Genomic DNA, 23,002 nt, shown 5'->3' on the forward strand with positions numbered 1-23,002 from the left:
TGTCTGCAACGCTCGTTGCCGTCGTCGGTCCCCCGCCGTCAATCGCCCCAAATATGATCGGTCTGGATCCAGCCCTTGCGACCGTTTACGGCGAAGAGGCACCAGCCGTTCTTGCAATCGCTGATCCGGCCGACGACGCCGGGTTCGGCGCGATAGGCGACCGCCGCCGAAACGCTCGCATCCTCGCGCATCGGACGGATTTCGCCAGTCACGATCGCGGTACGCGTGCGACTGAGCAGCCGCGCCGCCATCCAGCCTTGCGTCCCGTCAGGGTCCTCGACCTTGCGCCAGTTTTCGTGGCGCGCGATTACCTTTACCGGCAAGTCCTTTCGTCGATACTCCCACATCACCGGGACGTCGGGCGACGGCCCCTTGCGCATCCGCGCCTTATCGACGCTGATCGACGCCCAATAAGGCAGTTCGACGTCGGATTGCGCGGTGGCCGGTCCCACGGTGGCCATCAGCGCGGCGGCGGCTAATATCTGGCGGCTGGTCATCGCATTGCCTTGTCAAACTCATATCGGCATTTCAACCGCTCACCGCGCAAAAGGCTGCGTTCATCCCCAGCCTTTTCCTTGCCCGCGCTCTTGACCGCCGCGCCGCGCCGCGCTCTATCGACGGCCATGCCAGATTCCTCCCGCCCCAAGCGTCCCCGCGTCATCGTCACCCGTCAGCTGATGCCGCATGTCGAAGCGCGCATGGCCGAACTCTTCGATGTCGCGCTGTCGGCGCACGACCATGCCTTCACGCGCGACGAATTGAAGGCCGCCGTTGCCGACTGCGATGTGTTTGTACCCACCGTGACCGACGAGATCGACGCGGACGTGATCGCGGCAGCGGGCGAGCGCCTGAAACTGATTGCCAATTTCGGGGCGGGCGTCGACCATATCGACCTCGCCGCCGCGCGCGCCAAGGGCATCATGGTGTCGAACACGCCGGGGGTGTTCACCGAGGACACCGCCGACATGACGATGGCGCTGATCCTCAGCGTACCGCGCCGGCTGGCGGAGGGCGAGAAACTTATGCGCTCGGGCCAATGGGCCGGCTGGGCGCCGAGCGCGATGCTGGGCCACCGCGTCGGCGGGAAGTTGCTCGGCATCATCGGCATGGGGCGCATCGGACTGGCGGTCGCGCACCGCGCGCGCGCGTTCGGCCTGTCGATCCATTATCACAACCGGCGGCGCTTGCCGGCGGCGATCGAGGAGGAGCTCGGCGCAAGCTATCATGCCAGCGTCGATACGCTGCTGCGCATCAGCGACGTCGTGACCATCCATTGCCCGCACACCGCCGAGACGCACGAGATGGTCAACGCCGCCCGGATAAGCGCGATGAAGCCGACTGCCTATCTGATCAACACCGCGCGCGGCGAGATCATCGACGAAAAGGCGCTGGTCGCGGCGCTCCAGACCGGCCGCATCGCGGGCGCCGGGCTCGACGTCTATACGCACGAGCCCGCGGTCGACCCCGCGCTGCTCGCGCTCGACAATGTCGTGCTGCTGCCGCATCTGGGATCGGCAACGATCGAGGGACGCGAGGCGTCGGGCGAAAAGGTTATCGCCAATATACGCGCCTGGTGCGACGGCCACCGGCCGCCTGATCAGGTGCTGGAAGGATGGGCCTGACCGCGCCGTCCGGCCACAATTCGTCCCCCGGTTCGGGGCTTAGCGCTGGCTGCATTTGAGGTCGATCGCCCGCATCGCCAGGTCGCTCGGATTTCCGCCTTCGCGCTCGACCTCTTCGTCGATGCAGCGTTGCCGCGGCGTGCGCCGGTCGGCGCTCCGGCCTTCACGCATCATTTGCAAAAGCGCCGCCAGTTCGCGCCGCTCGGCGTCGCTGAGGTCGCTTGGCTTCCTCGAGCCGCTGCGAAGAAGCTCATAATTTCGCCACGCCCGCTCGGCGGGTGTTTCCGCGTGCGCGCCGCCCGACCCGAGCGGGCCGAGCGCCAACGTCACCGCGACCGCCACCATTCGCCAGATGCGCTTCATGCAACCACGTCCAGTCCGCTTCTGCGACGGCGAAGCGCTCGTCAGTCTCCCGTCAGGATCCGGTCGACCAGCTGCTTCACCGTTGGGGTGAAATTGTTCGAATAAAAGGGATCGGTCTTGAAGTTGAACGCGGCGTGGCCCGCGAACATCAGATTCTGTTCGACGTCGCCGCCATGCGCGATGTCCTGCAGCGTTTTCTGGATACAGAAGCTGCGCGGATCGGCCAGATAGCCGGTGGTGTAATCGTCATGGTCCTTCCACGACGAAAAACCGCAATGCGACAAGCAGCCCATGCAATCGGTCTGGTCCTTGCGGATCATCGCCTTGTCGGCCTCGGTCACGAACACCACCGTGTTGTCGGGGGTCTTGAGCGCTTCGGTATAACCTTCGGCGAACCAGTCGCGCGCGCGCGCGCGGTCGTGCGGAGTGACCCAGAAATTCTTGCCCTTCACCCCGACGTCGAGCTGGACGATATGGTCGCCCGCTTCCTGCTTCGAATAGGGAATCTGGCGTTCCGAACGCGCCTCGAGATCGCGGAGGAACGGATTGCGCACCGCGCTGGAATAGAAACCCGTCGGCGAAAAGCGATGGAGCAGCACGTCGCCGTCGTCGAGCGTGCGGAGACGATCCTTCCATTGTTGCGGGATCGGGCTTTCCTCGGTGAGCAGCGGACGCGTGCCATATTGGAAAGCGATCTGGCCGAGTTCGGGATTGTCGATCCAGTTTTCCCAATCGCGCAGATACCAGACGCCGCCCGCCATCACGATCGGCACGTCGTCCGCGATCCCCTCGGCGCGCATCGTTTCGCGCACCGCGGCGACGCGCGGATAGGGATCTTGCGGCACCAGCGGATCTTCGGCGTTCGACAGGCCGTTATGGCCGCCGGCGAGCCAGGGGTCTTCATACACTACCGCGCCGAGCAGGTGGGGAACCTTGCTGTAGGCGCGCTTCCACAAGGCACGGAAGGCGCGCGCCGAACTGATGATCGGCAGGTACAGGACATTGTGCCGCGCAGCGATTTCGCTCAACTTGTAGGGCATGCCCGCGCCGCAGGTTACCCCGGCGACAAGACCCTTGGTCCGTTCGAGCACGCCTTCGAGGATTTGCTGCGCGCCGCCCATTTCCCAGAGAACGTTGATGTTGATCGCGCCCTTGCCGCCCGACACCTCATGCGCGCGCTCGACCTGCGCGACCGCGCCCTCGATCCCGTACTGGATCAATTCCTCGTGCCGCTCCTTGCGCGTCAGCGCACGATAGATTTGCGGAATGATCTTGCCTTCGGCGTCATAGCTGTCGGCATTGACCGCCGACACGGTGCCGATGCCGCCTGCCGCGGCCCACGCGCCGCTCGACATATGGTTGGTCGCCGACACGCCCTTGCCGCCTTCGACCAGCGGCCAGACTTCACGCCCGCCATAAAGGATGGGCTTCAAACCTTTGAACACTCTAAACCTTCTCTCTCTCCGCCCGTCCGCGATAGCGGACCGGCCCCCATTGCCGCTTGCGTAAGCGGAAATTGGCCCCGCTTGTCAATCGAAGCCGACCCAATTGCCGCTGAACGGCCCATAGCCTTGAAGGGCGCGAGCATAGAGCTTTTCATAGGCGCCGACCATATCGGATTCGTCGAACCGTGCCGCCGCGGCGCGCCGGTTGGCCGCGCCGATCGTGCGACGGAGCGCGGCGTCCGATGCCAGCCGCTTCAATGAATTGCGAAACGCCGTCTCGTCTTTTGCAATGAACGGGAGATTTTCGGGCGCGACCATCGCGGCAACGTCCCCGACATCCAGGCTGACTACGGGCAGACCGGCTGCCATAGCCTCGATCACCGCGATGGGCGCCTGTTCGCTCAGCGACGTGAGCGCCAATATGTCGATATTCCCGATCCACCGGTGCGGATCGGGCATGAATCCAGCCATCAGAAAACGATTGTCCCATCCGCAGACGACGGCTTCGGCGGCAATCGCAGCCCGTTCGGGCCCCTCGCCGACGATCACCAACCGTGCCTGCGGGACCAGATGCGCCGCAAGCGCCACCAGCCGGGTCAGATTCTTCACCTTGCGCAATCCAGCCACCGTGCCGATGACGACATCGCCTTTCCGACGCTCCAGCCCGGGGATCGGGAGCGCCGGACCGTGACGATAGGCCGCCGTATCGATGCCGTTGCGGACCATCTGCACGAGGTCGCCCGCGCCCCACTCCTCCGCCGCGATCCGCTCCAGCAGCGTCGAAGGCACGACGACCGATTGCGCCGTGCGCAGCGCCACCCGCCGGAAAAGGTTGCGTTTCCAGTTGCGACGGATGCTCTCGTCCTCGTTGAAGCCATCCTCATGATGGATCAGCGGCGGCAGTCGATGCCGGCGCGAAAAGATACGATGCGCCATCACCCCGTCCATTGCGCCCCAGTTATAGCTGAGCACCAAGTCGAAGCCGCCCATGTATCGCGCCAGCATCCGATAGCGGTCAAGCGACGGCTTGCCGTGCAGTGGCGGCGCATCCTTCGGAAAATCGACGGCAATGGCAGGGTCGATGGCATCGCGGGCACCCAGCGCCTCGGGCATGGCCGAGAGGATCGTGTGACGCGCGCGACCCCCCATCAGGTTCATCAACCGAGCCGCGCGCGATTCCTTGCCGCCGAGCGAAAAGCTCGAATGGAGGTGCAGGATGCGGATCGGCCAAGGCGTATCGGGCGCGGCGGAACTCACGCTTGCGGAAGCTCCGCCACCCACGCGTCGATCGCCGCGCGGGCTTCGGGCTCGTCCATTGTCGGCGCATGGCCGACGCCGGGCACTTCGACGAGCCGCGCGTGCGTCAATTCAGCCACCATTTTCTCACCCGCGACCCGCGCGAGTATGTCCGACAAGGCGCCGCGCAGGATCAGCAACGGAACATCGCCCAGCGCACGATAGGCCGGCCACAGGTCGACGCCCGCGTCGCCGCCGTTCGGCACGCGAAGCGGCGCCGCGATCTGCTTGTCATAGTCTGTGACGATCCGCCCCTCGGCAGTCAGCCGGTGCGTCCGCTTGGTGAGCCGCAGCCAGTCGTGGATTCCATAGTCCGGATAAATGGCGGCATTGAGTTCGGAGAAGGCCCGCGCGGCGTGCATCCACGTCGGCTGGCTGCCCCCCGCACCGATGTAATCGCGGATCCGTTCCAGCCCCGCAGCCTCCAGTTCGGGACCGACGTCGTTCAACACCGCTCCGACAAGCCGCCCCGGCAATGTCGCGGCCATCAGCATCGAGACCAGCCCGCCGAGCGATGTCCCGATCGTCGCGAAACGGTCGATGCCCATTTCGTCGAGCAGCGCCACGACATCCTGCACATAGGTCAGCGGGACATAGGTCATCGGATCCTTGGCAAAGGCGCTCTCTCCACGGCCGCGAAACTCGATCACGATCACCCGGCGATATTGGGCAAGGTGCGGGGCCAGCAGCTCGAAATCGCGCGCGTTTCGCGCAAGTCCCGGCATGCACAGGATCGGTGGCGCTTGCCCGGCCGCTTCGGGGCCCGCATAAACACGCGCATGCAGCCGGACACCGTCGGGCGACCACCAATAATGGTCCGACCATTCGCGGCGGCTTTCCTGTTTCGCCAATATGGCACGTCCCCTTGCGTCAAGGCCTGTCCGTCCCGGCGCGCCGGGCTCGTCCCCATTCTATCGCGAACCCTGAGGCGCGGTGCAAGCGATCCGTCGCATGTTCGCAGCGCAGGTTGCCCCTGCCCGCTTTCACCGATAAGACGCGGGCGACCATGAGCGAGCCCTTGATTTCCTTCGAACCCGCGACCGGCGAAGAGCTGTGGCGCGGTCCGGTCAGCGACGTCGATGCCGAAGTCGAGATCGCGCGCTGCGCCTGGCCCGAATGGGCGTCCAAACCCGTCACTTTCCGCGTCGAGGCGCTGCGCCGTTTCATCGACCGGGTCAAGGCCGAGGCCGAGCCATTCGCCGACCTGATCGCGCGTGAAACCGGAAAGCCACTATGGGAAGCGCGCACCGAGGTCGAATCGGTCGCGAACAAGGTCGATATTTCGGTCAAAGCCTATGCCGAGCGCACCCCGAACCGGCGGATCGAGGGGGCGATGGGGCTGCGCAACGCGGTGCGCCACAAGCCGCACGGCACGCTCGCCGTGCTCGGCCCCTATAATTTTCCGGCGCATCTTCCCAACGGGCATATCGTCCCAGCCTTGATCGCGGGCAATTCGGTGATCTTCAAACCGTCGGAAAAGACCCCGGCGGTCGGCGCGAAGCTCGTCGAACTCTTCCATAGCGCGGGCGTGCCGCAAGAAGTGCTGCGTCTCGTCATTGGGGGGCCCGACACGGGCAAGGCGCTCGCGGGGCACAAGGGCATCGACGGGCTGTTGTTCACCGGTTCGGCGCGGACCGGGCTTGCGCTCAACCGCCAGTTCGCCGGTCAGCCCGGCAAGATGCTCGCGCTCGAAATGGGCGGCAACAATCCGATTATCGTGTGGGACACCGCCGACATCCGCACCGCGGCGATCATCGTCGTCCAGTCGGCGTTCCTCAGCGCCGGTCAACGATGCAGCAACGCGCGGCGGCTGATCGTCAGGGACAGCCTTGCCGACCGGCTGATCGACGAGATCCGCGACCTTGCGAACCGGCTGATCGTCGACCATCCACATGCCGATCCGGCCCCCTATATGGGCCCCGTGATCGACAATGAGGCCGCAGACGGCCTGACCGAAAGCTTTCTGGTCCTGATGTCGAACGGCGGCAAGGTGATCCGCCACATGACGCGGCCCGTTACCGGGCGCCCCTTTCTGACGCCTGGGATCATCGACGTCACCGACATGCCCGAGCGCCCCGACATCGAATTGTTCGGCCCGCTGCTCCAGGTGATCCGTGTCGGCAGTTTCGAGGCGGCGATCGCCGAAGCGAACAATACCGCCTTCGGCCTGTCCGCCTCGCTGATCGGCGGGACACCCCAGCTTTACGACCAGTTCTGGGCCAACGCGCGCGCCGGGGTGATCAACTGGAACCGGCCGACCAACGGCGCCTCGTCCGCCGCGCCGTTCGGCGGAATCGGCCTGTCCGGCAACCACCGGCCGAGTGCCTTCTATGCGGCCGATTACTGCGCCTACCCGGTCGCAAGCTCGGAAAGCGATGCGATGCGCGCCTCGATCGGGGTGGGGCTGCGTGATCCCGAAGGATCGCAACTGGTGACGAAGAAGTATCTCTGAGAAACCCTCGTCACCCCGGATTTGATCCGGGGTCCATTTCAGCGGCGAAGGGATGGACCCCGGATCAAGTCCGGAGTGACGACGTGTCGGGGCAATTTTACCTTCACCACCGTCAATAAAGCCTGCTTTGCGCTTTCCCGGCGCGTGAACCATCTTCACCAGCATGGAAAAACCTCCCTCTTCTTCGGGCAAGCTCTGGCTCGTCGGCGCCGGTCCCGGCGACCCCGACCTGCTGACGCTGCGCGCGGCGCGACTGTTGGCGAGCGCCGACCTTGTCGTCCATGACGGGCTCGTCGGCGAAGGCGTGCTCGCGCTGATCCCGCCGCATGTCGAACGGATCAGCGTTGCCAAGCAGCGCAGCCGCCACACGATGAAGCAGGAACTGATCAACGAATTGCTGGTGCGCGAGACGCTCACCGGCAAGCAGGTCGTGCGGCTGAAGGGCGGCGACCCGTTCATCTTCGGGCGCGGGGGCGAAGAGCTCGAGGCCGCGCGCGAAGCGGGCGTTCCTTGCGAGGTCGTCCCCGGCATCACCGCCGCGGCGGGCTGCGCTGCGCAGGCCGGGCTCCCCCTCACCCACCGCGAAGATGCGAGCGCGGTCAGCTTTGTCGCGGGCCAGTGCAAGGATCTCTCCGATCAGGACTGGTCGGGCCTTGCCGGCCACGGCCGCACGCTCGTCATCTACATGGGCCTCGCGACCGCCAGCGCGATCGCCGACAAGTTGATCGCCGACGGTGTTTCGCCGGGCCTGCCCGTCGCGGTTGTTGAACGCGGCACCACCAAAGATGCGCGCGTCCTGCGCACGCTGCTCACCGACCTTGGCGACCTCGTCGCACGCGAAAAGGTCGCGAGCCCCGCGTTGATCATCGTCGGCAAGGTGGCGGCGCGCGCCGATGCGCTCGACTGCCTCGGCGCCCGCGGCGTTGCCGCTCAAATAAGGGACTTCACATGAAATTGCTCACGGGCAACGACCTGAAAACAGGATTTGTCACCTGGTGGACCGGCACCGACTGGTCGCTCCATATCGAGGACGCCGCCGACGTCGGCGAGGCGGGCGAAGCGATCCTTGCCGCCGAGGAAGGCGCGCGCCGCGTCAACGCCCCCTATATCATCGCAGGCGAGCAGACCCCCGAAGGCCCGCGGCCCGCGCACATCAAGGACCGCATTCGCGCGCTCGGCCCGACCGTGCGCCCCGACCTAACACTGAAACCCGCCGATCCGACGGCCGGCGACTGGGTGATCTGACATGTATAAATATGACGAATATGATCATGCGATGGTCGCGGCGCGCGTCGCCGAATTTTCGGACCAGGTGAAACGCCGCCTCGCGGGCGAGATCACCGAGGACCAGTTCAAGCCGCTGCGGCTGATGAACGGCCTCTATCTCCAGCTCCACGCCTATATGCTGCGCGTCGCGGTGCCCTATGGCACGCTCGACAGCCGGCAGATGCGGATGCTGGCGCATATCGCGCGCAAATATGACCGCGATTACGGCCATTTCACCACGCGCCAGAATATCCAGTATAACTGGATCAAGCTGGAGGATGCGCCCGCGATCCTTCAGGATCTCGCTTCGGTCGAGATGCACGCGATCCAGACAAGCGGCAATTGCATCCGCAACATCAGCTCGGATCAGTGGGCGGGCGCCGCCGCCGACGAGATCACCGATCCGCGTCCGTGGGCCGAATTGCTGCGTCAATGGTCGAGCTTTCACCCTGAATTCAGCTATTTGCCGCGCAAGTTCAAGATCGCCGTGATCGCCGCCGACGAGGATCGCGCCGCGATGCGCCTGCACGATATCGGCATCCAGATTGTCGAGAAGGACGGCATTCACGGCGCCGCTTTCTACGTCGGCGGCGGCATGGGCCGCACCCCGATGATCGCGCCGCTGATCAAGGATTTCGTGCCGCTCGAGGATATGCTGAGCTATGCCGAGGCGTGCCTGCGCGTCTACAATCGCTATGGCCGCCGCGACAATATCTACAAGGCGCGGATCAAGATACTGATCCACGAGCTCGGCGCCGACGAATATCGCCGCCAGGTCGAGGAAGAGTTCGCGCATGTGAAGTCGCTCGGCATCGACCCGCCGAAGGCCGAATTCAACCGCATCGCCGCGCAATTCGCACCGCCGCCGCTCGACGCTTCGGCGCCCGATGCAATCGACCGCAGCGATCCCGACTTTGCCGTCTGGGTCGACCAGAATGTCGCCGCGCACAAGGTGCCCGGCCATGCGATCGTCAACATCAGCCTGAAACCCGTCGGCGGCATCCCCGGCGATGCTTCGTCGGCGCAGATCGACCTGATGGCCGACCTCGCCGAAACATACAGCCACGACGAGCTGCGCGTCACCCACGCGCAGAACATCGTGCTCCCCCACGTCCGCAAGGCGGATCTCTATACGATCTGGCAAAAGCTCGACGAAGCGGGGCTCGCGACGCCGAACCTCGACCTGATCAGCGACATCATCGCCTGCCCCGGCCTCGATTATTGCAGCCTCGCCAACGCGCGCTCGATCCCGGTCGCGCAGAAGATCGCGGCGCGCTTTTCCGACCTTGGGCGCCAGAAGGAACTCGGCGAATTGAAGCTCAAGATTTCGGGGTGCATCAACGCCTGCGGGCATCACCACGCGGGGCACATCGGCATCCTCGGCGTCGACCGTAAAGGCACCGAAAATTATCAGCTTCTGCTCGGCGGATCGGGTGCAGAGGACGTCAGCCTCGGCACGATTACCGGCCCCGGCTTCGACGAGGACGGCATTGTCGATGCGATCGAACGCGTCACCGACAAATATCTTGCGACACGCGCCGAGGGCGAGCGCTTCGTCGATACCTTCCGCCGCGTCGGCATGGCCCCCTTCAAGGAAGCGATTTATGGTTGAGCGCGCCGATAATCAGTCCGTTGCGCAAGCGGAAGGGCGGCAGAGCGACGGCGAGGAACCCTGCGTCACGCTCGACGCTTTCCTGTCGCAATCGAACGCGACCGCGGTACGGCTCGAACCCGACGAGGACGCGCGCGCGCTGATCCCGCATCTCGACCGGCTCGCGCTGATCGAGGTCGCCTTTCCCAAGTTTCGCGACGGGCGCGGCTATTCGTCGGCGCGTATCCTGCGCGAGGCGGGCTATGCCGGGGAACTGCGCGCGCAGGGCGACGTGCTGGTCGATCAGATTGCTTATATGAAGCGCTGCGGCTTCGACACGTTCGCGCCCGAAAAGGCGCTCAATCCCGCCGATGTCGAGGCGGCGCTGACGCGCTGGCCCGAACATTATCAGGGCGCCGCCGACGGTGCGGTGCCGATATGGAAATTAAGGCATGGCTGACGTGAAACATTCGCTCCCCAAAGCCGGCGAAGACCGCGCCCGCGACCGCATCGACGTCGCACCGCGTTTCACCCAGGCCGACGTCATCCGTCTGAACAATCTGTTCCGCGGCCAGGACGCGGCCGAGGTGGTCGCGAGCGTGATCGGCGCCGGCCTGCTCGGCGAGACCGCGATCGTGTCGAGCTTCGGCGCCGAGAGCGCGGTATTGCTCCATCTCGTGGCGCAGGCTGCGCCCGACATGCCCGTGCTGTTCCTCGACACGGGAAAGCATTTCCCCGAAACGCTGTCCTATCGCGACGAACTGGCGGCGAAGCTGAGGCTCAACATCGTCAATCTGACCCCCGATGCCGAAGACCTCGCGCAAAAGGACGCGACCGAGCTGCGCTGGTCTTACGATCCCGACGGCTGCTGCGAAATCCGCAAGGTCAAGCCGCTCGAAAAGGCGCTGACCGATTTCGACACGTCGATCACGGGCCGCAAGGGGTTCCAATCCGCAACACGGCAGGGCCTCGCGCGCTTCGAGCTCGACGGCAATAGCGGCCGCCTCAAGTTCAACCCGCTCGCCAACTGGACGCGCGAAATGCTCGACGATTATTTCGCCGCGCACGATCTGCCGCGTCACCCGCTGGAATCGCAAGGCTATCCCTCGATCGGCTGCTCGCCCTGCACCTCGAAGGTGCAACCGGGCGAAGACCCGCGTTCGGGCCGCTGGCGCGGCTGGGACAAGACCGAATGCGGTATCCACGAAGCGGTGGTGTCGCCGATCGGCGAAGATCCCGCGAACGATCCGGCTTTCTAGCTCGACGCAAACGCGAGCCCAACCGCGACGCAAATCCAGACGCCGAAGCCCCCGAACCATGCGGCACGTGTTTTTCGATACCGGTTGACCAAGTCGTCCAGAATGGGATCTTCGAACGCAAGCTCAACATGCTTGTCGAGATAGTCGGTGAGCCAATGGTTCGGCGTGTCTTTCGTATAGACACCATTGAGGAATCGCATGATTGCGCTTTCCCGCTCGATATAGCGGAAATAGTCATGCTCTTCATCAAGCAGACGCTCGATAACCCTTGATCGGGCCCACAAATGCAAAATTCATGACGATGAGCAAAATCAGAGTCGCCGCAAGCATCCAACCCCATCCGATCATGCCCTTCGCCCCTCACTCATAATCGTCATATGACATACTGTCGTCGGCGAGGTCGCTGAACTTGGTCGTCTTCGCCTCGAAGTGGAGGCGAACCTTGCCGGTCGAACCGTGGCGCGATTTGGCGACGATGACTTCGGCGAGGCCGAAGACGCGCTCCATCTCGGCCGCCCATTCCTCGTGCGCCGCGTGAATCTTGACGTCATCGCCCTCGACGGGACGCTTGGGTTCGCGCGCCGCGACGTAATAATCCTCGCGGAAAACGAAGAGCACCATGTCGGCGTCCTGCTCGATCGAGCCCGATTCGCGAAGGTCGGACAGTTGAGGGCGCTTGTCCTCACGGCTTTCGACCTGACGGCTGAGCTGCGACAGTGCCATCACCGGCACATTAAGCTCTTTCGCCAAGGTTTTGAGACCACGCGAAATTTCGGAAATTTCTTGCACGCGGTTATCGCCGCTTTTCGACGAACCCTGCAACAGCTGGAGATAGTCGACGACGATGAAGCCGATACCGTGGCGGCGCTGCAGGCGCCGCGCGCGGGTGCGCAGGCCGGCGATCGTCAGGCCGGGCGTATCGTCGATGAAGAGGGGCAGCGTCTGGAGCTGCTGCGCGGCGCGGCTCAATTGCTGGAACTGTTCCTTGCTGATCTTGCCCATGCGCAGCGCCTCGCCCGACACGCCAGACTGTTCGGCGAGGACGCGCGTCGCGAGCTGGTCGGCCGACATTTCGAGGCTGAAGAAGGCGACCTTGGCGCCCATATTCTTGTCGGGCGGGATGCCGTCCTCTTCGTCGCGGCGCCAGCGTTCGGCGGCGTTATAGGCAATATTGGTCGCGAACGAGGTCTTGCCCATGCCCGGACGCCCCGCAAGGATCATGAGGTCCGAATTGTGCATGCCGCCGATCTTGGCATTCATGCTCGCGATGCCGGTCGTGATCCCCGACAGGTGGCCGCCCGAATTGAGCGCACGCTCGGCCGCCTGCAGTGCGGTGAGGCTGGCCTGGTTGAAACTCTTGACCGACCCCATCTCGGCCTCGCCGCCCGCGACGCGATACAGCGCGGTTTCGGCCTCCTCGATCTGCGCCTGGGGATCGACGCTTTCACTGGTATCGAGCGCATTTTCGACCAAGGTGCGGCCGACGCCCGCCAGTTCGCGCAGCAAGGCAAGGTCGAAAATCTGCCGCGCGAAATCGCGCGCACCGATCAGCCCCGCGCCGCTGCCCGTGAGCTGCGCGAGATAGCCGACCCCGCCGACCGCCTTCATCGCCTCGTCGGCTTCGAAATAGGGTTTCAGCGTCACCGGCGTCGCGATGCTGTTGCGCTCGATCAGCGCCATCGTCTGCTGGAAAATGCGGCCGTGCAGCGGTTCGAAGAAATGCTCGGGGGTCAGCGCGACGGGCAGATCCTCGACGACTCGGTTGTCGATCAGGATCGCGCCGAGGAACGCGGCCTCCGCCTCGATATTGCGGGGCAATTGGCGTTCGCTCCCGGCGTTGGCCGGGGTCGGGATAAGGGCTAGCTCGGGCATGGCGCCATCATGCGCCGGGGGCGCGGCGGGTGCAACCGGCTTGGCTTTGCCGATCGGCAGGACTGTGGGGCGCCTTGGGGATAAGTTTGAAACACCCCCGTTCCGTTCGACACGACCGGATGACGGGGTGAGCCCAAGTCGCCCCCTTGCCCTTCGCGGTACGCCAAGTAGAAGCACAGGCAGCATGAGCGACGCAGACCCCTCCAAACAGCGGATCATTTCAGTCGAACTCGACGAAGGCTCGATCGTCTGGCGCAATCCCGATGTCGAGCAGGAACGCCGCGTCGCGATCTTCGATCTCATCGAGGATAATAAATTCGTGCCGCAGCGCGGCCATCCCGACGGCTATGCCGGCCCATACCGGTTGATGCTGCGTGTCGAGGACGGGCGCTTGATCTTTGAAATCAGTCGCGAAGATGGATCCCCGCTCGAGGCGATCATTCTCGGTCTCGGGCGCTTCCGCCGCCCCATCCGCGATTATTTCGCGATCTGCGACAGCTATTATCAAGCGATCAAGACCTCGACCGCGCAGCAGATCGAAACCGTCGACATGGCGCGCCGCGGGCTGCACAACGAAGCGGCGGAGATGCTGATGGACCGGCTGGACGGCAAGATCGCGGTCGATTTCGACACCGCGCGGCGGCTGTTCACGCTGATTTGCGTGCTCCATATCAAGGGCTGAGCATGGCAACCGGGGCAATCAGGGACGGGCAACGGACACGACCGGGCGGCGGGTGGCGCGCGGCGATTGCGCGCCTGCTCCGCAAGACCGGCGCTATCATGGCGCTGTTGTTGCTCGCCGCCGGCCTCGCAATGTGGTGGGCCGCGCGCTGGACGCCCGATCGCGCCCGCTATCCCACCCAAGGCGTCACGATCGACGCTGGTAATGGCGACGTTCGTTGGGGGTCGGTCAAGGCCGCGGGCGCGGATTTCGCCTATATCATGGCGACCGATGGCTCCGCAGGTGTCGACCCCAGATTTATCCGCAACATGACCGCGGCGCGCGACGCGGGGGTACAGGCGGGCGCGATCCACCGGTACAGCCTGTGCCAGCTCGCGACCGATCAGGCGGCGAATTTCATCCGCCATGTGTCCCGGCGTGCCGACGCGCTGCCCGCCGTGGTCTGGCTCGACTATGACGACCGTTGCCCCGATCGCCCGACGCGTGCCTTGCTGCTTTCCGAACTCGCGACCTTTCTCGCACAAATCGAGGCGCATATGGGGAAACGCAGCCTGATTGCGCCGGGTCCCGCGTTCGAGAGCGACTATAAGGTGACGCGGGGGATCGCGCGCACGACCTGGCTGCGCCGCGATTTCTTCGAGCCCGACTATGGCGCGCATCCCTGGGCGATGTGGCAAGCCAATAGTCATGTTCGCATCGCGGGCGCCGACGGCACGGTCGGCTGGAACGCGCTGCGGCCGCAAGGAGGGACATGATGACCGAGACCCGCGACGCGCTGATCGACGCTGCGCGCGACGCGGCAAGCCGCGCCTATGCCCCTTATTCCGGCTTTCACGTCGGCGCCGCTTTGCTCTTGAAGAATGGCGACATCGTCACCGGCGCCAATGTCGAGAATGCGAGCTATGGCCTGACGCTGTGCGCCGAAACGGCGGCGGTTGCCAAAATCGCCAACGAGGGCTGGATCGGCGAACTCACCGAAGTCGCGATCGTCGGCGGGCGGCCGAATGGCGATGCACTGATCGGCAGCGATCCGGTCAATCCTTGCGGCCGCTGCCGCCAGATCCTCAACGAAGCCGCCGAGCGGTCAAAGACCGATGTCCTCGTCCACTGTGCATCGGGCGACGGCCGGGCGGTCACGACCTACCGACTGAGCGAGTTGCTCCCCGCCGCGTTCGGACCCAAGGATCTCGGTCTGATCGACTGACCGCTTGCGCAAAGCGTCGCGCCCTTACAAGAGACACGCATGGCCATTCTTTCCGATCGCTGGATTCGCGAAGCCGCCCGGACGCAGGGCATGATCGAACCGTTCGTCGAGGCCCAGCGCCGCGACGGCTGCATCAGCTACGGCCTGTCTTCCTATGGCTATGATGCGCGCGTCGCACCCGAATTCAAGATTTTCACCAACATCGATTCGACGACCGTCGACCCGAAGGAATTCGACCCCAAGAATTTCGTCGATCGCGAAACCGACGTGTGCATCATCCCGCCGAACAGCTTCGCACTCGCCCGCACCGTCGAATATTTCCGTATCCCGCGCGATGTGCTGGTCATCTGCCTGGGCAAATCGACCTATGCGCGCTGCGGCATCATCGTGAACGTAACCCCGCTCGAACCCGGCTGGGAGGGGCACGTAACCCTCGAGTTTTCCAACACGACCCCGCTGCCCGCCAAAATCTATGCCAATGAAGGCGCGTGCCAGTTCCTCTTTCTGCAAGGCAACGAGCCGTGCGAGACGAGCTACGCCGATCGCGCGGGCAAATATATGGGGCAGAAGGGCGTTACGCTGCCCAAGCTTTGACACCGCGGCTTACACTCACACACTTGCCCTGACGGCCAAAGTTGATAACGTTCCCATAAAACTGAAATGGGGATGAGGTCATGAAATTCCTTACCATCGCGTTCGCGCTTGCTGCGCTGCTTTCCTCCGCCGCCGCGCGCGCCGAAGGCTTTCTGAAAGTCGAGGGAACCGATATTGTCGACGGATCGGGCAAACCCGTGATCCTGCGCGGCATGGGGCTTGGCGGCTGGATGCTGCAGGAAGGCTATATGCTGAAGCTCGGCGAGGTCGGGCAGCAGCACAAGATTCGTGCCAAGCTCGTCGAGCTCGTCGGCGAAGAGCGAACGGCCGCCTTCTACCGCGCTTGGCTCGACAATCATACCACGCGAGCCGACATCGCCGCGATGGCACAATGGGGCTTCAACTCGGTGCGCTTGCCGATCCATTTCGACCAGCTCACCCTCCCCGCCCACCAAGAGCCGACGCCGGGGCAGGATACGTGGCACGATGAAGGTTTCGAGCGCATCGACCGCCTGCTCGAATGGAGCAAGGCGAACGGCATCTATCTGATCCTCGACCTTCACGCCGCGCCCGGCGGCCAGGGCAACGACCTCGCCATCTCCGACCGCGATCCCGCGAAGCCCTCGCTGTGGCAGAGCGAGGCGAACCAGCGCAAGACTGTCGCCCTGTGGAAAAAGCTCGCCGCGCGCTACAAGGATGAACCTTGGATCGGCGGCTACGACCTGATCAACGAGCCCAACTGGAGCTTTTCCACCCCCGGCAAGGGCAATGGCTGCGACGAGACCGAGAACAAGGCGGTATGGGCGCTCCAACAGCGTATCACCAGTGCGATCCGCGAAGTCGACCAAAAGCATATCGTGATCATCGAGGGCAATTGCTGGGGCAATAATTACAAGGGCCTGCCATCAGCGTGGGACGCCAATCTGGTGCTCAGCTTCCACAAATATTGGAATCGCAACGACGAAGCGAGCATCGCTGACATCAAAGCGCTGCGCGCAAGCTACAACCGCCCGGTCTGGCTCGGCGAGTCGGGCGAGAACAGCAACGGCTGGTACCGCGACGCGATCGCGCTGGCGGAGGGCAACGGGATCGGCTGGAATTTCTGGCCGCTCAAAAAGATCGGCTTCAACCAGCCGCTCGAGATCGTCGCCGGCGATGGCTGGATGAAGATCGTCCGATGGATGACCGGCAAGGGGCCAAAGCCCGCAGCCGACGAGGCTTTTTCCGCGATGATGGAGCTTGCGGAAAACACGCGGTTCGACCGGAACGTCCCGAAGCCCGACGTCATCGACGCAATGTTCCGTCAGCCGCACGACGCGGGTTACCGTGCTTTCGTCCCACGCACGCTCGGCCCCGAAGTGGTGACGGTCGCCGCCGCCGACTATGACCTTGGGCCTCCCGGCGCGGCTTACAAGGATGCGGTCGATGCCAATTATCATGTCGCGACCGGCGGCGAGCGGACGCCATGGAACAACGGCACCACCTATCGCAACGACGGCGTCGATCTGGCGCGAGAGGCGGATGGCACGCCCTATGTCAGCGATTTTGTCACTGGCGAGTTCATGCGCTACAGCGCCGATGTCGCGAAGGCCGGTCGCTGGACCGTCAGCGCACGGGTGCGATCAGCGAAGGGCGGCCGCATCGGTATCGATGAACGCGGCGTCGCCGTTCCGCCGGGCACCGCGTGGCGGACCGTGAAGCTCGCCGACATCGACCTGCTCGCCGGCCCCGGCACCGCGACTCTGCGGGCGATCGCTTGCGACGATTGCGAGGTGGCCGACCTGATCTTCACGCCTCGCTGACGCGGAACCCATCTTCTTTCTGCGCGTCCTCTTTGCACAAGCGGACGGGGCGCGCAGTGGAGGATATCTTATGTCCATGATCGCCGTCTTTTTCGGTCGCCTGTTCATCGCAGTTATTTTCATCGTGTCGGGCATCAACAAGCTGATCCATGTCAATGATACCAATGCGATGATCGCCGCCGCGGGGCTGCCCGGCGGGCTCGCGATCCCGACCGGGCTGTTCGAACTGATCGCGGGCGCCTGCCTTGCACTTGGCGTCGCGACCCGTCTGTGGTCGATCCTGCTCGCCGCCTTCGTGCTCCTCACCATCCTGTTCTTCCACCGCGAATTCACCGACCCGGTGCAGGCGGCGGCGGCGATGAAAAATCTCGCGATCGCGGGGGGCCTGCTCTGCCTCTTCGGCTATGGGCATACGCGCTGGAGTTACGACGCGCTGCGCCAGCGCCGCCGCGACGAACTCGCCGCGCACCGCGCGCAGCAGCATGCGACGGAGGCCGAACTGCGGGCGGCGCGCGCCGAGGGACGAGCCGAAGCGGTCGGCGCGCCGGTGGTTGTCGAAAAACGCCCCTTCTGGCGTCGCTGACGCTTCGGACTTGGCATCAGGGTCGCGCTGCGCTAGCCTTCACTTAACGTTTACGTAAAGGGAGGGTTTGCCATGGCGTCCCGCGATCTTGACATCATCGTCTATGGCGCGACGGGTTTTACCGGCCGTCTCGTCGCCGAATATCTGGCGCATCATTACAGGGATCGCAAGGGCGCGCCCAAATGGGCGATGGCGGGGCGCAGCCTGGCGAAGCTGGCCGAGGTTCGCGACCTGATCGGCGCCGAAGAGGAAACGCCGCTGATCGTCGCCGATGCAAGCGATCCCGCGAGCCTCGACAAGATGGCGGCAAGCACGAAGGTCGTGCTGACCACCGTCGGCCCCTATCAGCTCTATGGCGGCGAACTCGTTGCCGCATGCGTCCGCGCGGGCACCGCCTATGCCGATCTGTGCGGTGAACCCGGCTGGATGCGAGAGATGATCGACGAACATGAGGCCGCGGCAAAGGCATCGGGCGCGCGCATTACCTTCAGCTGCGGTTTCGATTCGATTCCGTTCGACCTTGGCGTCCATTTCCTGCAGGCCGAGGCGGTCCGCCGCCACGGCAAGCCCGCGCCGCGCGTCAAGGGCCGCGTGCGCAAGATGCAGGGCGGTGCGTCGGGCGGCACAATCGCGAGCCTGACTGAAACGCTGAAGGCGATCGCGAAAAAGCCGTCGCTCGCGTTGCTCCTCAAATCCTCTTTCGCGCTGACTCCTGGCTTTGAAGGGCCGTCGCAGCCGACTGGCCTTATCCCCGAATATGACGGTGCGACGGGTACTTGGACCGCCCCCTTCGTGATGGCCCCGATCAACACCAAGAATGTCCACCGTACCAATTTCCTGCTCGGCCATCCGTGGGGCGCGAACCTGGTCTATGACGAAATGATGATGACGACGATCGGCGACGCCGGCAAGGCGATGGCCGAAGCAATGGCGAAGGCGAACCCCTTCGACCCCAGCATCAAACCCGGCGACGGTCCGAGCAAGGAGCAGCGCGAGAGCGGCTTCTACGACCTGCTATTCATCGGCGAATATCCCGACGGCACCACCGTCCGCGCCTCGGTGCAGGGCGACAGGGACCCCGGCTATGGCTCGACGTCGAAGATGCTCGCCGAAACGGGCATGGCGCTGCTCGAAAACAAGGGCGCAGGTGGCGTGTGGACGCCCGGCGCGCTGCTGGGCGACGCGCTGATCGCGCGGCTGACCGCAAACGCCGGACTGACCTTTCAGATCGAGGAATAGCGACGCGATGACCACTTCTCCCAGCGCGCTCGACGCGCTGCTCTCCACGCTGCGCGTCGAAGATAACGTCGCAAGGGCGCATATCGACGAAGGATGGATGCAGGGCCGCACGGCCTATGGAGGAATCAGCTCGGCGGTTGCGCTGGCCGGCGCGATGGCGCTCCATCCGATCGAGAAGCCGCTCCGCTATGCGCAGATCAGCTTCGTAGGCCCCGTCGGCGGCGACTGCACGGTCGAAACGCGACTGCTGCGCCAGTCCAAATCCTCGCTGTTCATCGACGCCGGAGTATCGAGCGACCAGGGGTTCGGGACGGCTGCACTGTTTGCCTTTTCCGGCGACCGAGCGAGCCATCTCGACCATAACCGGCTGACGATGCCGGAGGCGCCCGCCCCCGAAACGCTCGAACCAGTGCCCGACCATAGGGCGCGGCCCAGCTTCGTGCGTCATTTCGACATGCGGCCGACCACCGGCCCGCGCTTCGCGTGGAAAAGCGAGGTTGGCGAATATCTGACCTGGGTGCGCTTCGTCGAGGAACCCGCCTGCCACCCCGCGGTCGCGCTGATCGCGATGGGCGACGCGCTGCCCCCCGCCGCAATGGCGCTGTTCAGCGAATTCGGGCCGATCAGTTCCATGAACTGGACGGTCAACATGCTGACCGGAACGCCGCAGACCGATGACGGCTGGTGGCTCTTGTCGGCCAAGACCGGCTATGCCCGCCACGGCCTGTCGGTGCAGGACATGATGCTGTGGAACCGCGCAGGCGAACCGATCCTGAGCGGCAGTCAGGCGATCGCGATCTACGCCTGATATCGGCGCATCCACGGCGGGGATCGAGTAAGGCGGGCGGCCGATGGCCGCCGGACGCGTCCCTGTTTCCGGGAGATCCGTTCGGCGATGCTGGTGGCCGGAGACAAAAAAGGCCCGCTCGCGCGGGCCGTTTTTTGTAATGGTGGAGCCTAGCGGGATCGAACCGCTGACCTCCTGCATGCCATGCAGGCGCTCTCCCAGCTGAGCTAAGGCCCCGTGCCATTTCGCGTGTCGCGCCGAGCGGTGCGACCGGGACGCCGCCTTTAGCAGCGCCGCCGCGCGATGCAAGGGGCCAAATCATCTTTCGATGCTTTTTTGCCCCCTGCCGGAAAATCAGCCTTCGTCGTCCTCATCGTCGCCCGTCGCGACACCCAGATCATCGTCGCCACCGAGATCGACGTCGTTGTCGGGCGAATCGCTGTCCTCGTCGACGTCGACGTCCAGATCCAGATCGTCATCGGCGCCTTCGGGTTCCTTGGCGACCTTGCCGGGCTTTTCGGCTTCTTCAAAGGGCATCGGCTGCTTCGATTTCAATACCGATTCCGGGATCCAGTTGTAACCGCAATTGATGCAGCTGACCGGATCGTCCTTGGTCAAATCATAGAATCGGGTGGCGCATTTCGGGCAGCTGCGCTTTGTGCCCCATTCAGCCTTGATCATAAACGCCTCATAATCCTTTGGAAACAGGATAGAAATATCGGAAGAGCGACGGCATGTGAATAGCTATCCGTCAAATCGGCGTGCGCCTTGCCAGATTGCAAGGCCGCTGTCAAAAGCCGCACGCCATGACCGATCAAACCGCCACGCCGCGCGCCTTTTGCGTTTCCGTTCCGCTGAAAGGTAGGATCGCGATCCCGGGGGACAAGAGCATCTCGCACCGGTCGCTGATGCTGTCGGCGCTTGCGGTCGGGGAAAGCCGCGTTACCGGGTTGCTCGAGGGCCATGACGTGCTCGCCACCGCCGCGGCGATGCGCGCGATGGGCGCGACGATCGAACGGCGCAACGACGGCGAATGGGTGATCGGCGGCGTCGGCGTCGGCGGACTGCTTCAGCCGCGCGAAGCGCTCGACATGGGCAATAGCGGCACATCGACGCGCTTGCTGATGGGGCTCGTCGCCAGCCATCCGATTACCGCCACTTTCACCGGTGACGCCAGCCTGTCGGGCCGCCCCATGGGCCGCGTGATCGATCCGCTGTCGCAAATGGGTGCCGACATCAGCGCCTCGCCCGGAGGGCGCCTGCCGCTGATGGTGCGCGGCCTTGCGCCCGCCATCCCCCTTTCCTACCGCCTGCCGATGGCGTCGGCGCAAGTGAAGAGCGCTGTGCTGCTCGCGGGGCTCAACACCCCGGGTATCACCGAGGTGATCGAACCCGTCCCCACCCGCGACCATAGCGAGCGGATGCTGCGCGGTTTCGGCGCCGAATTGACGGTCGAGACCGACGGCGACGGCACGCGCCATATCCGCATTCGCGGCGAAGCCGAACTGAAGCCGCAGTCGATCATCGTCCCCGGCGACCCTTCCTCTGCCGCTTTCTTCCTCGTCGCGGCGCTGGTCGTGCCCGGATCGGACGTCACCATCGCCAATGTCGGCCTGAACCCGACGCGCGCGGGCCTGGTCGACGTGCTGAAGCAGATGGGTGGCGACATCGAGTTGCTGGACGCGCGCGAAGTCGGCGGCGAACCGATCGCCGACCTCCGCGTGCGCCATAGTGCGCTCAAGGGCATCGACGTAGACCCCGCCGTCGCGCCGAGCATGATCGACGAATTCCCGGTTCTGTTCGTCGCCGCCGCGCTCGCCGAAGGCCGCACCGTCACCACCGGGCTCGACGAACTTCGCGTCAAGGAAAGCGACCGCATCGCCGTCATGGCGGCCGGCCTCAAAGCCATCGGCGCGCGCGTCGAGGAGCGCGAGGACGGCCTTGTCATCGACGGCACCGGCGGCGACCCGCTGCCCGGCGGCGCGACCATCGCCGGTCACCTCGATCATCGCATCTGCATGAGCTTCGCGGTCGCGGGGCTCGTCAGCAAGGCGCCGGTGACGATCGACGACATCGTCCCCGTCGCGACGAGCTTCCCCAATTTCGAGGCTCTGCTCGCGGGACTGCAGCGATGATCATCGCCGTCGATGGCCCCACCGCGTCGGGCAAAGGCACGCTCGCGCGTCAGCTTGCCGAACATTTCGGCCTGCCGGTGCTCGATACCGGGCTGCTCTATCGCGCCGTCGGCTACCAGACCCAGCTCAATCATGGCGACGCCGACAATGCCGACGATGCCCTGGCGGCGTGCGATTTCCCGGCCGCGCTGCTCGCCGACCCGGCGCTGCGCTACGAAACGACCGGCGGGCTCGCGAGCCGCGTGTCGGTCCATCCCGCGGTGCGCGCCGCGCTGTTCCAGCGCCAGCTCGATTTCGCGAACCAGCCCGGCGGCGCGGTACTCGACGGACGCGATATCGGAACGGTCATCGCGCCGCACGCCGACGCAAAAATATTCGTAACCGCGTCGGCCGAGGAACGGGCGCGCCGTCGGCATGCCGAAATGCGCGCGCGCGCCGTCGATGTGACTTACGATGTCGTGCTCGCCGACATTCACGCCCGCGACGCGCGCGATACGGGCCGCGCCGACGCGCCGCTCGTCCGCGCAGCCGACGCGATGCTGCTCGACAACAGCGACATGACCCGCGAGGCGGCGCTGGCCGCCGCGATCACCTTTATCGAACAACGCCGCGCGAGCCGCGGCGGATAGGCCTTTTCCCTTGCTTCTGCGGGGTTCCGCGCCTATAGGCGCCCCGTCCGACAGGCGCTTTGCCGGTCGAGGCACGGACAGACCGCCACTCCACCCGAGTGTCGGGCGTGACGAGATCGACTCGTCGCGCCCTTTTTGCTTTGCCCGCGCCTTGCCGATCGAAACGCTTTGAGGATGTCCC

General features: G+C 64.7%; 25 protein-coding genes and 1 tRNA gene. 17 read left to right on the forward strand and 9 right to left on the reverse strand.

Annotation, left to right across the window (positions count from 1 at the left end; genetic code table 11):
• Positions 1–38 precede the first annotated feature (38 nt).
• On the reverse strand, positions 39–497 hold the full coding sequence (locus tag HDC35_RS03525) for an SH3 domain-containing protein (RefSeq protein WP_184643667.1): 459 nt from the start codon (positions 495–497) through the stop codon (positions 39–41).
• A 126-nt stretch (positions 498–623) separates the two neighbouring features.
• Between HDC35_RS03525 and HDC35_RS03530 the strand changes: the two genes are divergently transcribed.
• A complete protein-coding gene (locus HDC35_RS03530) occupies positions 624–1,622 on the forward strand; it encodes a D-glycerate dehydrogenase (RefSeq protein WP_184643669.1) in 999 nt (332 codons plus the stop codon).
• 39 nt (positions 1,623–1,661) lie between these two features.
• Here HDC35_RS03530 and HDC35_RS03535 read toward each other — a convergent pair whose 3' ends face one another.
• The 4 genes from HDC35_RS03535 to HDC35_RS03550 form a co-directional block, all read right to left on the reverse strand.
• A complete protein-coding gene (locus HDC35_RS03535; RefSeq protein ID WP_184644008.1) occupies positions 1,662–1,985 on the reverse strand; it encodes a hypothetical protein in 324 nt (107 codons plus the stop codon).
• Positions 1,986–2,026: 41 nt separating this feature from the next.
• Positions 2,027–3,430 carry a nitronate monooxygenase gene (locus HDC35_RS03540; RefSeq protein WP_184643671.1) on the reverse strand — a complete coding sequence of 468 codons (1,404 nt, stop codon included), beginning with the start codon at positions 3,428–3,430 and terminating at the stop codon, positions 2,027–2,029.
• Positions 3,431–3,514: 84 nt separating this feature from the next.
• Positions 3,515–4,687: a glycosyltransferase family 4 protein gene (locus HDC35_RS03545; protein WP_311770706.1), complete on the reverse strand. Its 1,173-nt coding sequence runs from the start codon at positions 4,685–4,687 to the stop codon at positions 3,515–3,517.
• Positions 4,684–5,577 carry an alpha/beta fold hydrolase gene (locus tag HDC35_RS03550; RefSeq protein WP_184643673.1) on the reverse strand — a complete coding sequence of 298 codons (894 nt, stop codon included), beginning with the start codon at positions 5,575–5,577 and terminating at the stop codon, positions 4,684–4,686. Before HDC35_RS03550 ends, HDC35_RS03545 begins: the two co-directional genes overlap by 4 nt.
• Before the next feature lie 155 nt (positions 5,578–5,732).
• On the opposite strand from HDC35_RS03550, the gene astD reads away from it, so the two are divergent.
• The 6 genes from astD to HDC35_RS03580 all read left to right on the forward strand — a co-directional run bounded on the left by astD (position 5,733) and on the right by HDC35_RS03580 (position 11,294).
• Entirely contained in the window at positions 5,733–7,178 is a 1,446-nt protein-coding gene (gene astD, locus HDC35_RS03555; protein ID WP_184643675.1) for a succinylglutamate-semialdehyde dehydrogenase, read from the forward strand.
• Between the two features lie 163 nt (positions 7,179–7,341).
• Complete coding sequence (gene cobA / locus HDC35_RS03560; RefSeq protein WP_184643677.1) at positions 7,342–8,130, forward strand: uroporphyrinogen-III C-methyltransferase; 789 nt, start codon at positions 7,342–7,344, stop codon at positions 8,128–8,130.
• Entirely contained in the window at positions 8,127–8,423 is a 297-nt protein-coding gene (locus HDC35_RS03565) for a DUF2849 domain-containing protein (RefSeq protein WP_184643679.1), read from the forward strand. The genes cobA and HDC35_RS03565 overlap by 4 nt, the downstream gene beginning before the upstream one ends.
• 1 nt (position 8,424) lies before the next feature.
• Positions 8,425–10,056, forward strand: coding sequence for a nitrite/sulfite reductase (locus tag HDC35_RS03570; RefSeq protein ID WP_184643681.1), 1,632 nt, complete (start codon positions 8,425–8,427; stop codon positions 10,054–10,056).
• Entirely contained in the window at positions 10,049–10,495 is a 447-nt protein-coding gene (locus HDC35_RS03575) for a DUF934 domain-containing protein (protein WP_184643683.1), read from the forward strand. The genes HDC35_RS03570 and HDC35_RS03575 overlap by 8 nt, the downstream gene beginning before the upstream one ends.
• Positions 10,488–11,294, forward strand: coding sequence for a phosphoadenylyl-sulfate reductase (locus tag HDC35_RS03580; RefSeq protein ID WP_184643685.1), 807 nt, complete (start codon positions 10,488–10,490; stop codon positions 11,292–11,294). The genes HDC35_RS03575 and HDC35_RS03580 overlap by 8 nt, the downstream gene beginning before the upstream one ends.
• Here HDC35_RS03580 and HDC35_RS03585 read toward each other — a convergent pair.
• The gene (locus tag HDC35_RS03585) at positions 11,291–11,494 is read right to left on the reverse strand and encodes a hypothetical protein (protein ID WP_184643687.1); all 204 of its coding nucleotides are present in this window, start codon (positions 11,492–11,494) and stop codon (positions 11,291–11,293) included. The two genes, HDC35_RS03580 and HDC35_RS03585, sit on opposite strands and share 4 nt — an antisense overlap.
• A gap of 160 nt (positions 11,495–11,654) precedes the next feature.
• The gene (locus HDC35_RS03590) at positions 11,655–13,166 is read right to left on the reverse strand and encodes a replicative DNA helicase (protein WP_184643689.1); all 1,512 of its coding nucleotides are present in this window, start codon (positions 13,164–13,166) and stop codon (positions 11,655–11,657) included.
• A gap of 184 nt (positions 13,167–13,350) precedes the next feature.
• Here HDC35_RS03590 and HDC35_RS03595 point away from each other — a divergent pair, with 184 nt between their 5' ends.
• The 8 genes from HDC35_RS03595 to HDC35_RS03630 all read left to right on the forward strand — a co-directional run bounded on the left by HDC35_RS03595 (position 13,351) and on the right by HDC35_RS03630 (position 20,078).
• Positions 13,351–13,848, forward strand: coding sequence for a UPF0262 family protein (locus tag HDC35_RS03595; protein ID WP_037514831.1), 498 nt, complete (start codon positions 13,351–13,353; stop codon positions 13,846–13,848).
• Positions 13,849–13,850: 2 nt separating this feature from the next.
• Positions 13,851–14,603, forward strand: a complete 753-nt coding sequence (locus HDC35_RS03600; RefSeq protein WP_184643691.1) for a glycoside hydrolase family 25 protein — start codon at positions 13,851–13,853, stop codon at positions 14,601–14,603.
• Positions 14,603–15,052, forward strand: a complete 450-nt coding sequence (locus tag HDC35_RS03605; RefSeq protein WP_184643994.1) for a cytidine deaminase — start codon at positions 14,603–14,605, stop codon at positions 15,050–15,052. The genes HDC35_RS03600 and HDC35_RS03605 overlap by 1 nt, the downstream gene beginning before the upstream one ends.
• A 39-nt stretch (positions 15,053–15,091) precedes the next feature.
• Positions 15,092–15,646 (forward strand): dCTP deaminase, encoded by a 555-nt coding sequence (gene dcd / locus HDC35_RS03610; RefSeq protein WP_058803764.1) that lies wholly within the window; start codon positions 15,092–15,094, stop codon positions 15,644–15,646.
• Positions 15,647–15,726: 80 nt separating this feature from the next.
• Positions 15,727–17,448, forward strand: coding sequence for a cellulase family glycosylhydrolase (locus HDC35_RS03615; RefSeq protein ID WP_184643693.1), 1,722 nt, complete (start codon positions 15,727–15,729; stop codon positions 17,446–17,448).
• A 70-nt stretch (positions 17,449–17,518) separates the two neighbouring features.
• Entirely contained in the window at positions 17,519–18,031 is a 513-nt protein-coding gene (locus tag HDC35_RS03620) for a DoxX family protein (RefSeq protein WP_184643695.1), read from the forward strand.
• Between the two features lie 72 nt (positions 18,032–18,103).
• Complete coding sequence (locus HDC35_RS03625) at positions 18,104–19,270, forward strand: trans-acting enoyl reductase family protein (RefSeq protein ID WP_184643697.1); 1,167 nt, start codon at positions 18,104–18,106, stop codon at positions 19,268–19,270.
• Positions 19,271–19,277: 7 nt separating this feature from the next.
• Entirely contained in the window at positions 19,278–20,078 is an 801-nt protein-coding gene (locus HDC35_RS03630; protein ID WP_184643699.1) for an acyl-CoA thioesterase II, read from the forward strand.
• A 140-nt stretch (positions 20,079–20,218) separates the two neighbouring features.
• Here the strand turns inward: HDC35_RS03630 and HDC35_RS03635 are convergent.
• Together HDC35_RS03635 and HDC35_RS03640 are read right to left on the reverse strand one after the other, a co-directional pair.
• A tRNA-Ala gene (locus tag HDC35_RS03635) sits at positions 20,219–20,294 on the reverse strand.
• Between the two features lie 117 nt (positions 20,295–20,411).
• Positions 20,412–20,738: an FYDLN acid domain-containing protein gene (locus tag HDC35_RS03640; RefSeq protein ID WP_184643701.1), complete on the reverse strand. Its 327-nt coding sequence runs from the start codon at positions 20,736–20,738 to the stop codon at positions 20,412–20,414.
• Between the two features lie 125 nt (positions 20,739–20,863).
• On the opposite strand from HDC35_RS03640, the gene aroA reads away from it, so the two are divergent.
• Positions 20,864–22,192 carry a 3-phosphoshikimate 1-carboxyvinyltransferase gene (gene aroA / locus HDC35_RS03645; RefSeq protein ID WP_184643703.1) on the forward strand — a complete coding sequence of 443 codons (1,329 nt, stop codon included), beginning with the start codon at positions 20,864–20,866 and terminating at the stop codon, positions 22,190–22,192.
• The gene (locus tag HDC35_RS03650; protein WP_184643705.1) at positions 22,189–22,821 is read left to right on the forward strand and encodes a d(CMP) kinase; all 633 of its coding nucleotides are present in this window, start codon (positions 22,189–22,191) and stop codon (positions 22,819–22,821) included. Before aroA ends, HDC35_RS03650 begins: the two co-directional genes overlap by 4 nt.
• Positions 22,822–23,002: the final 181 nt, after the last annotated feature.

Source organism: Sphingopyxis sp. JAI128 (genome assembly GCF_014207235.1).
Lineage (GTDB): Bacteria > Pseudomonadota > Alphaproteobacteria > Sphingomonadales > Sphingomonadaceae > Sphingopyxis.